Origin of the sequence: Mumia sp., assembly GCF_028803055.1 — a bacterium.
Taxonomy (GTDB): domain Bacteria; phylum Actinomycetota; class Actinomycetes; order Propionibacteriales; family Nocardioidaceae; genus Mumia.
The window spans coordinates 1-9565 of the sequence record NZ_JARBCJ010000136.1; the positions used below are offsets into that span (position 1 = coordinate 1).

9 protein-coding genes are annotated in these 9565 nt (G+C 71.3%); 5 read left to right on the forward strand and 4 right to left on the reverse strand.

The features are described 5' to 3' along the window. The first annotated feature begins 75 nt into the window (after positions 1 to 75). From PV363_RS12875 to PV363_RS12885, 3 genes are read left to right on the forward strand one after another with little or no spacing between them, the layout of a single operon-like run. Complete coding sequence (locus PV363_RS12875; RefSeq protein WP_220345985.1) at positions 76 to 861, forward strand: ABC transporter ATP-binding protein; 786 nt, start codon at positions 76 to 78, stop codon at positions 859 to 861. Beyond that, complete coding sequence (locus PV363_RS12880; protein ID WP_301022520.1) at positions 854 to 2551, forward strand: ABC transporter ATP-binding protein; 1698 nt, start codon at positions 854 to 856, stop codon at positions 2549 to 2551. The genes PV363_RS12875 and PV363_RS12880 overlap by 8 nt, the downstream gene beginning before the upstream one ends. Continuing rightward, positions 2548 to 4320 carry an ABC transporter ATP-binding protein gene (locus tag PV363_RS12885; RefSeq protein ID WP_301022521.1) on the forward strand — a complete coding sequence of 591 codons (1773 nt, stop codon included), beginning with the start codon at positions 2548 to 2550 and terminating at the stop codon, positions 4318 to 4320. The genes PV363_RS12880 and PV363_RS12885 overlap by 4 nt, the downstream gene beginning before the upstream one ends. Positions 4321 to 4369: 49 nt before the next feature. Here the strand turns inward: PV363_RS12885 and PV363_RS12890 are convergent, their stop codons facing one another. The 3 genes from PV363_RS12890 to purF form a co-directional block, all read right to left on the reverse strand. Further along, positions 4370 to 4564 carry a DUF3073 domain-containing protein gene (locus PV363_RS12890; protein ID WP_220343266.1) on the reverse strand — a complete coding sequence of 65 codons (195 nt, stop codon included), beginning with the start codon at positions 4562 to 4564 and terminating at the stop codon, positions 4370 to 4372. 138 nt (positions 4565 to 4702) lie between these two features. Continuing rightward, positions 4703 to 5752, reverse strand: a complete 1050-nt coding sequence (gene purM / locus PV363_RS12895) for a phosphoribosylformylglycinamidine cyclo-ligase (RefSeq protein ID WP_220345982.1) — start codon at positions 5750 to 5752, stop codon at positions 4703 to 4705. A 16-nt stretch (positions 5753 to 5768) separates the two neighbouring features. After that, positions 5769 to 7280: an amidophosphoribosyltransferase gene (gene purF / locus PV363_RS12900; protein ID WP_220343264.1), complete on the reverse strand. Its 1512-nt coding sequence runs from the start codon at positions 7278 to 7280 to the stop codon at positions 5769 to 5771. Between the two features lie 61 nt (positions 7281 to 7341). On the opposite strand from purF, the gene PV363_RS12905 reads away from it, so the two are divergent. Then, positions 7342 to 7800, forward strand: coding sequence for an SRPBCC family protein (locus PV363_RS12905; protein ID WP_220345981.1), 459 nt, complete (start codon positions 7342 to 7344; stop codon positions 7798 to 7800). A 6-nt stretch (positions 7801 to 7806) separates the two neighbouring features. On the opposite strand, the gene PV363_RS12910 is transcribed toward PV363_RS12905, so the two are convergent. After that, positions 7807 to 7935 carry a hypothetical protein gene (locus tag PV363_RS12910; RefSeq protein ID WP_255559662.1) on the reverse strand — a complete coding sequence of 43 codons (129 nt, stop codon included), beginning with the start codon at positions 7933 to 7935 and terminating at the stop codon, positions 7807 to 7809. Positions 7936 to 8057: 122 nt separating this feature from the next. On the opposite strand from PV363_RS12910, the gene PV363_RS12915 reads away from it, so the two are divergent. Further along, a partial coding sequence (locus tag PV363_RS12915) for an AMP-binding protein (RefSeq protein WP_301022522.1) occupies positions 8058 to 9565 on the forward strand: 1508 nt, incomplete at its 3' end.

A 9565-nucleotide genomic window follows, 5' to 3' on the forward strand; every position in this document is an offset into this window, starting at 1 on the left:
CCGTCGGCGTCCTCACCGCGGTGATCGGGGCGCCGGCGCTCATGTTCCTGCTCGTCCGCTACGTACGGAGATCCAGTGTCTAACCCCCTGCGCGCCGAGGGCGTGGTCGCCGGGTACGGCAGCCGTGACGTCCTCCACGGGATCACCTTCGACGTGCCCCCGGGGCAGGTGACGACGGTGATCGGGCCGAACGGGTGCGGCAAGTCGACCTTGCTGCGCACCCTCGCCGGCCTGCTTCGCCCGACGCGCGGCCGGGTCCTGCTCGATGGCGCACCGGTCTCGTCGATCCGTCCTCGCCACCTGGCGCGTCGGTTGGCGGTGCTCCCCCAGAGCCCGACCGCCCCCGAAGGCATGACGGTGGCCGACCTGGTCGCGCGAGGACGACAGCCGCACCAGCCGTGGTACAGGCAGTGGTCGGCCGAGGACGACAGCATCGTGGCGGCGGCGATGTCCGCCACGGGCGTCGACGACCTCGGCGACCGTCCGCTCGACGAGCTGTCGGGAGGCCAGCGCCAGCGCGCGTGGATCGCGATGGCGCTGGCTCAGGACACCGACGTGCTCCTGCTGGACGAACCGACCACCCACCTCGACCTCGCGCACGCCGTGGAGGTGCTCGACCTCGTGGTGCGGCTGCGCCGAGACACCGGACGAACGATCGTCGTCGTCCTGCACGACCTCAACCTCGCGGCTCGCTACAGCGACCACCTCGTCGTCGTCGACGATGGGCGCATCGTCGCCCAGGGTCCCCCGTCCGACGTCGTCGACCCGGCGCTGCTCGCCAAGGTCTTCGGCCTGGAGGCGCACGTCTTCTCCGACCCGTACGACGCCCTCCCGACCGTCGTCCCGGTCCGGCGTGGCTAGCCCGGGGGTGCCGCCGACCGGTGCTCGGCTGATCCGACGGATGCTGCGGCGCCACCGTGGCCGCCTCGTCCTCTCCTACACGCTGCTCAGCATCTGGCAGGTCTGCGAGGCCCTGGTCCCCGTCGCGATCGGCCTCATCATCGATCGAGCGATCGCCCCGGGCGACCTGACCGCGTTCGTCGTCGGAGCGATCGCGCTCACCGTGCTGATGGGTGTGCTGAGCCTGTCGTACCGATTCGGTGCGCGACTCGGGTTCGGAGCGGTGCAGCGCGAGCAGCACGCGCTGCGGCTGGAGATCTTCGACCACGTCCTCGATCCCGACGGCGCCCGCACGGGCCTGCTGGCCGGCGAGACGGTGTCCGTCGCGACCGGCGATGCGTTGGCGGTGTCGACCGTCGTACGCCAGCTCGGGTATGCGGTGTCGGCGCTCGTCGCCACCGCTGCGTCGGCGATCTATCTCCTGTGGCTGGACGTGGCGCTCGGGCTCCTGGTCCTCGTCGGCGTGCCGCTGATCGTCGCGGCGTCCCAGCTGCTCAGCCCGGTGATCGCGCGACGCTTCGGTGCCGAGCAGGCCGCCGTCGCCGGCGCGTCCGGGATGGCGACCGACCTGATCCAGGGGATGCGACCACTGAAGGGCGTCGGCGCCGAACGGGTCGCAGCGGAGCGTTATCGACGGTCCAGCCGGTCCGCGGAGCGGGCCGCGCTGCGGACCGTCCGCGGCTGGGGCGCCCTGTCGGCGGCGACCACCGGACTGAGCGGTCTGCTGCTCGCGGCCGACGCGCAGCTGGCCGGCAGCCGCGCTCTCTCAGGAGAGCTGTCGCTCGGTGAGTTCGTGGCGATCGTCGGCCTGACGCAGTTCCTCGCCGAGCCGGTCTCCCAGCTGGGATGGCTCGGCGCCGACGCGGCACGTTCGTACGCCTCAGCACGACGCATCGCCGACGTCCTCGCGACACCTCGGCTCGTCGGCGAGGGCGGCAACGCTCCCGAGCCGCCGTACGCCCTGGAGCTCGACCACGTCTCCGCCGGCCCGTTGCGCGACCTCGTGCTCAAGGCGGCACCCGGAGACCTTGTGGGAGTCGTGGTGGACGACCCCGCCGCCTCTGACGCGATGGTGTCGGTGCTCACCGGCGAGCGCGTGCCGGACTCGGGGGCGGCCCTGCTCGGCGGAACGCCGGTCTCCAGCCTGGGGACCCGTGAGCGCCGGTCGGTGCTGCTCGTCGCCGCCCACCGCGTCGACCTCTTCGACGGCTCCGTACGGTTCAACGTCGACCCGCATGGGCGCCACGACGACGACGCCCTCACGAGGATCCTCACCGCCTCGGCCGCCGAGGACCTCGTGACCGCCCACCCGGACGGGCTCGAGCGACGGGTCCGGGCCAGCGGCTCACTCTCGGGTGGGCAACGGCAACGCATCGCCTTCGCGCGTGCCCTCGCCCACGACACACCGGTCCTGCTCCTCCAGGACCCGACGAGCGCGGTCGACTCGGTCACCGAGGAGGCCATCGCGCGCGGCCTGCGCGCCACTCGTCACGGCAGTGCACCCCGGACGACGGTGGTCATCACGTCGAGTCCGTCGTTGCTGGCACAGGCCGACCACGTCGTCCTCGTCCTCGACGGGCGCACCGTCGCCACCGGTCCCCACACCCAGCTGCTCGAGCGCGCTGACTACGTCGAGGCGGTGCTGCGATGACCTCACCACGTCGAGGCGGTGCTGCGACTCGGCACCTGCTCCCCGTCGCCGACCGCGCCGACACCGCACGGCTCGCGTGGAGCCTGCTGCGACGACGACGGCTGCCTCTGACCGCGGCCGCAGCAGGCTTCGCACTCGCAGGGCTGCTGGGCCTCGCGGCCCCGTGGGTGCTCGGCGACCTCGTCGACGTGATCCGCAACGGCGGCGAGGTGACGGACGTGGTGCGCGCGGCCGTTGTCGTCGCGGGCGCGGCAGTGCTCGGCGGGGCGGCGTCCGGGCTGGCGATCATCGGTCTCGGGCACGCGGCCGTGCCGGCGTTGGCGCGGCTGCGTGAAGACGTGGTCGCGCGCGCTCTCGAGCTCGACCCGGAGCACGTGGAGGAGGCCGGCGCCGGGGACCTCCTCGCGCGGGTCAACGACGACGTCCGCTCGGTGACCCAGTCCTTGGACGAGGCGCTGCCCATCACGATCGAGTCCGCCGTCGCGATCGGCTTCACCACGGTCGGTCTCGCCGCGCTGGACTGGCGCCTCGGGTTCGCCGGCCTCTGTGCGATGCCGTTCTACGTGATGGGCCTGCGCTGGTACCTCCCGCGCTCCGCGCCGCGCTACGCCGAGGAGCGGGTGGCCCAGAGCGAGCGCGCCGAGGCGCTGCTGTCGGGCCTGCACGGCTCGCGCACGCTCCGGGAGATCGGGTACGAGCGGGCCTGGGCAGGTCACGTCGCCGACCGCTCTCAGCGCGCGATGAGTGTGTCGATCGGCGTCTTCGGGATGCTCACACGGTTCTTCGGGCGGACCAATCGCGCCGAGCTCGTCGGCCTGCTCCTCGTCCTCGGGACCTCGTTCGTGCTGGTCCGGTCCGGTCAGGTCACCGTGGGCGCGGCGACCACGGCAGCGTTGTTCTTCCACCGACTCTTCAATCCGATCGGCGGGCTCCTCCTGACCTTCGACCAGGTGCAGGCCGCGGGGGCGTCGCTCGCCCGCCTGGCCGGGCTGGCGCGGCTCGCCCCGGCCCCGACCGCGGACGTTGCCCCGAGCACGACGCTGCCCGGTCTGCGGCTCGAGGCGATCCGTCACCGATACCCAGACGGTGACGACGTCCTCCACGACGTCGACCTCCGCGTCGAGCCGGGCGAACGCGTCGCCCTCGTCGGAGCGACCGGGGCGGGCAAGAGCACCCTCGCACTCATCGCCGCAGGACATCTGGCCCCGACCTCGGGCTCACGTGCGCTCGGCGGCACGGCGTACGAGGAGCTGGGATCCGACGGTGTCCGTGCTCGCGCCGCGCTCGTGACCCAGCAGGTGCACGTGTTCGCCGGGACCTTGCGGGACAACCTCAGCCTCGCCGCACCGGATGCCGACGACGACCGCCTCCGCGACGCGCTGACGCGCACCGGCGACTCGGGCTGGGTCGACGCACTCGAGGACGGGCTCGACACGGCCGTGGGCGGCGACGGCCACGCCCTCACCCCGTCACAGGCTCAGCAGGTCGCGCTCGCGCGCGTCGTGCTCGCCGACCGACCCGTGGTCGTCCTCGACGAGGCGACCGCCGAGGCCGGGTCGTCAGGCGCACGACTCCTGGACCGCGCGGCCGACGTTGCCCTCGCGGGACGGACGGCGCTCGTCGTGGCGCACCGCCTCAGCCAGGCCGCGGCCGCCGACCGGATCGTGGTCCTCGACCGCGGGAAGGTGGCCGAGGAGGGAACCCACGCCGAGCTGCTCGCCCGCGCAGGGACCTACGCGACGCTGTGGGCGTCGTGGTCGCGGTCTTGACACAGACGACGCAGCCCACGGAACAGGCCGGGGGCGGCGTCGACGACGATCAGGTCGTGGGGCGAGGCTCGCTGTCTGCGAAGTCGGCGTACTTCTCGAGAAGCTCGGGGTCCGGCTCTTCGGTGGGCCCGTCCGGCTCGCCGTGGAGCTCGCGCTGCAGCTGGTCGAAGTCGGTTTCGAGCGTCTGATACTTCAGGTTGCGTGCAACCTTCGTCTGCTTGGCTTTTGCACGGCCGCGCCCCATAGGGTCCGACCCCCTCGCGAAGTCTCGGAATGTGGTCTCTCGTAGCGCTAAGGCTACCTGTTCAGGACAAGGATGCGCGAACCGACCCGGCGGCTCGGCACCGGCATTCCGGGTGCGACGAGTCGAGGGTGATGTAGATCACACTACGCGGTAGTCACCGACCAGCTCGACCTCTCCGCCGGCTTCGTCCAGCACCTCTCCGCACTGCCAGGCCTCGACCCCCTGCTCGGCCAGGACCTCGAGGGCGCGCTCTGCCACGTCCTGCGCGACAAGGGCCACCATCCCGACGCCCATGTTGAGCGCCGACTCGAGGTCGGGGCGCGTGACGTCGCCCAATCGACCGACCAGGTCGAAGATCGGCGCCGGGCTCCAGGTCCCCCGGTCGACCCGTACGGAGAGATCTTCGGGCACCACCCGGGCCAGGTTGGCCGCGAAGCCGCCGCCGGTGATGTGCGACATCGCGTGCACCTCCACCGACGCCGCCAGCTCCAGGCACGGCTTGGCGTACAGGCGCGTCGGCGTCAGCAGCGTCTCGCCGAGCGTCCCGCCGAGGTCGGGCACCTCGCGCTCGAGGTCCCAGCCGGCGACGTCGAAGAAGACCTTGCGCACCAGCGAGTAGCCGTTGGAGTGCAGTCCCGACGAGGCCATCGCGATCACGGCGTCTCCTGCCGCGACCTTGTGAGCGCCGAGCAGCGACTCGGCCTCGACCACACCGGTCGTCGAGCCCGCGACGTCGTACTCGTCGGGCCCCAGGAGCCCGGGGTGCTCGGCAGTCTCGCCGCCGAGGAGCGCACAGCCCGCCTCCTCGCACGCCTGGGCGATGCCCTTCACGATGGCGGCCACCCGCTCCGGCACCACCTTGCCGGTGGCGATGTAGTCGGTGAGGAACAGCGGCTCCGCGCCGCAGACGACGAGGTCGTCGACGAGCATGCCGACGAGGTCGTACCCGATCGTGTCGTGGACGTCCATGCGCTGAGCGATGACCACCTTGGTGCCGACGCCGTCGGCGGAGGTCGCCAGCAGCGGGCGGTCGTAGCGCTTGAGCTGTGAGGCGTCGAAGAGCCCGGCGAACCCGCCGATGCCTCCGAGCACCTCAGGGCGGCGGGCCTTCTCGACCCACTCCTTCATCAGCTCGACCGCGCGGTCGCCGGCCTCGATCGAGACTCCGGCGCTGGCGTACGACGTCACGTGCGACCCTCCGTCGCTAGGGGTTGACCATGGTGACGGAGACGCGGTCGTCCGCGCGCTCCGGCTCGAGCAGGTTCTTGCCGACCAGGCTGCCCTCGGGCAGCGGCACGGGGTACTCGCCGTCGAAGCACGCGCGGCACAGGTCGTTCTTGGGCACGTTGGTCGCGTCGACCATCGCCTCGAGCGAGATGTAGGAGAGCGAGTCGGCGCCGATCGAGCGTCGGATCTCCTCCACCGAGATGCCGTTCGCGATCAGCTCGGCACGCGTGGCGAAGTCGATGCCGTAGAAGCACGGCCACTTGACCGGCGGGCTCGAGATGCGGACGTGGACCTCGGCGGCACCGGCCTCGCGCAGCATCCGCACCAGCTGACGCTGCGTGTTGCCGCGAACGATCGAGTCGTCGACCACCACGAGCCGCTTGCCCGCGATCACGTCGCGCAGCGGGTTGAGCTTGAGGCGGATGCCGAGCTGGCGCAGGCTCTGGCTCGGCTGGATGAAGGTGCGCCCCACGTAGGAGTTCTTGACGAGCCCGTGCCCGAACGGGATGCCGGAGGCCTCCGCGTAGCCGATCGCCGCCGGCGTGCCGGACTCCGGCACCGGGATGACCAGGTCGGCCTCGACCGGAGACTCCGCAGCGAGGCGACGGCCGATCTCCGCGCGCACCGAGAACACCCGCTGCTCGGAGATCTGGGTGTCGGGTCGGGCGAGGTAGACGAACTCGAAGACGCAGCCCTTGGGCTTGGCCTCGGCGAAGCGGTGCACCCGCAGACCGTCGGCGTCGATCGCGACGAACTCGCCCGGCTCGATCTCCCGGACGAACGACGCGCCGACGATGTCGAGCGCGGCGGTCTCCGACGCGGCCACCCAGCCCCGGTCGAGCCGGCCGAGGACCAGCGGCCGGATCCCCTGGGGATCCCGCGCGGCGTACAAGGCGTCGTTGTCCATGAAGACCATCGAGAACGCGCCCCGCAGCATCGGCAGCACCTCGAGTGCCGCCTGCTCGAGCGAGAGGTCCTCGTACGAGGCGAGCAGCGAGGCCATCACGGCGGTGTCGCTGCTCGCAAACTCACGGACGCGTCCGACGAGCTCGCTGCCGGACTCCGCCGTGCGCTTCTCGAGGAGGTCGGCGAGCTCGGCGGTGTTGGTGAGGTTGCCGTTGTGCGCGAGGGCGACAGAGCCGTGCGCGGTGGGCCGGAACGTCGGCTGGGCGTTCTGCCAGACGCTCGCGCCCGTCGTCGAGTAGCGGGTGTGGCCGACGGCGAGGCTGCCCTGCAGCGACTCGAGCGTCGCCTCGTCGAAGACCTGGGACACCAGCCCCATGTCCTTGTAGACGAGGATCTGCGAGCCGTTGCTGACCGCGATGCCCGCCGACTCCTGCCCTCGGTGCTGGAGGGCGTAGAGCCCGAAGTAGGACAGCTTGGCGACTTCTTCACCTGGAGCCCAGACTCCGAAGACACCGCAGGCGTCCTGGGGGCCGACGTCGTGGGGGTCCAGGTCGTGGGTCAGACGACCGTCTCCGCGAGGCACGGCACCAGTGTAGGCGCCAGCCGCCAATGCGCCGCATCCGCGACCCCGGCATTCTCGTGGCATGAACTCAGACCGCGTCCACGCCGTACGCACCATCGATGCCTCAGCCGCACGGATCTTCGCCCTCCTCGCCGACCCGCACTCCCACCCGTCGCTGGCCGGCGCCGAGGACGTGGTGGAGGTCGTCGACGTCACCGACGTCCCGCTGCGCCTCGGGTCGGAGTTCACGATGCGGATGCGACGCGGCGGTGTGCCGTACACGACCACCAGCGTGGTCGTCGCCTACGTGGAGAACCAGACCATCGCCTGGCGGACGACCATGCTCGGGGGCCTGCTCGGCGGGCGGGTCTGGCGCTACGACCTCGAGGTCGTCCCGGCCGGGACGATCGTCACCGAGACGTGGGACGTGTCCGAGGACCGGCAGAGGTGGCTCCTGCGCCGGGGCAGCCTCGCGGAGACGACCCAGCGCCAGATGACGCGGTCCCTCGACCGCCTGGCCGGGCTGCTGGCCCGAGACTGAGGGCCGTCAGCGCTTCTTCGGGCGGTCCCAGTAGACGAAGAACAGCGCGATGATCAGGAGGGGGATGCCGACGGCGATCGCTCCCACGAGCGGCTGGGGGAGCATTCCGGCGGCAGAGATCTGGGCGAGGGACACGTCTTCCAGGGTACGAGGCGCCAACGAAGCCCTGTCAGGTGGGCCTTGCCCTCGCCTGTGACCCGTGTCACAGTCATGCCACTGTCCGCCGACGCGCACTGCGCCGCACCGAGGAGTCAGCCATGACTGCGTCCCCTCCGCCCCCGACCTTCTTGGACGACCGGGTCGCCTACTGGGCTGAGACCACACCGGACGCCGACTGCATGGCGTACGGAGAGCGCTCGTGGACCTTTGCCGAGTTCGACGAGCGCATCCGCCGTGCCGCCGGCGGCCTGCGAGACCTGGGCCTCGGACGCGGGGACGTGGTGGCCTTCCTCGACAAGAACCACCCGGCGTGCGTCGAGGTCACCCTCGCGGCGGCGTCTCGCGGCATGGCGACCGCGGTCGTCAACTGGCGGCTGGCCGGCGACGAGCTCGACTACACGATCAACGACTCCGGCGCCCGGGTGCTCTTCGTCGGGACAGAGCTGGTGCCGACGATCGAGCTGATCCGAGACAGGCTCCCGATGGTCGAGCAGATCATCCAGGTCACTCCCGACGGCGCGGAGGCGGACGAGTACGAGGGGTGGTTGGCCGCGTCGCAGCCGGCTGGCCCCGCCCCCGACCGCGGTCCGGAGGACACCTCTCTGATCATGTACAGCTCGGGCACGACCGGCCGACCCAAGGGCGTCATGCTCAGCCACCGCGCGATGGTGGCCCACACGATCAACTCCCACGACGGCTGGGAGCTGGACCCGGGCGACATCAGCCTCGTCGCGATGCCGCTCTTCCACGTCGGCGGCACCTCGTACGTGCAGTTCGCACTGCACGACGGCTTCCCGAGCATCATGACCCGTGAGCCCGACCCTGTGTCGCTGGCGACCGCCATCATGAAGGGCGCCAACTCCGCCTTCCTCGTCCCCGCCCTCGCGCAGATGGCGCTGGCGGGCGGGCCCGAGGCGATCGCGCTGTTCGGCAAGCTCACGTTCTTCACGTACGGCGCCGCGCCGATGCCGTTGCCGCTCCTGCGGCGAGCGATGGAGGCGTGGCCGGACACGAAGTTCATGCAGGTGTACGGCCTCACCGAGGTGTGCGGCGTGATCACGCACCTGCTCCCGGAGGCGCACCTCGATGCCGAGCACCCGGAGCGGCTGCTTTCGGCCGGTGTCCCGATCCCCGAGGTCGAGACGCGGGTGGTCGACCCGTTCACGCTCGAGGACGTCCCGGAGGGCGAGCCGGGTGAGCTGTGGTTCAGGACCCCGCAGCTGATGAAGGGGTTCCACAACCAGCCGGAGGCCACGGCCGAGGTGATCACGGAGGACGGATGGTTCCGGACCGGTGACGTGGGCCGCTTCGTCGACGGCTACGTCTATGTCGAGGACCGGATCAAGGACATGATCGTGAGCGGCGGCGAGAACGTCTACTCCCCGGAGGTCGAGCGGGTCCTGACCGCGCACCCGGCCGTGGCCGAGGTGGCGGTGATCGGCGTCCCGGACGAGCGGTGGGGCGAGACGGTGAAGGCGGTCGTCGCGTTCCGCGAAGGCGAGTCGGTGACGCCAGACGAGCTGATCGCGTTCACCCGCGAACAGCTCGCAGGCTTCAAGTGCCCGACCTCGATCGATGTCGTGGACGTGCTGCCGCGCAACCCCTC

Coding starts and splice junctions, on each gene's coding strand:
- PV363_RS12885 (WP_301022521.1), top strand. CDS start 2,548: ATGACCTCACCACGTCGAGGCGGTGCTGCGACTCGGCACCTGCTCCCC.
- PV363_RS12890 (WP_220343266.1), bottom strand. CDS start 4,564: ATGGGGCGCGGCCGTGCAAAAGCCAAGCAGACGAAGGTTGCACGCAAC.
- PV363_RS12905 (WP_220345981.1), top strand. CDS start 7,342: ATGAACTCAGACCGCGTCCACGCCGTACGCACCATCGATGCCTCAGCC.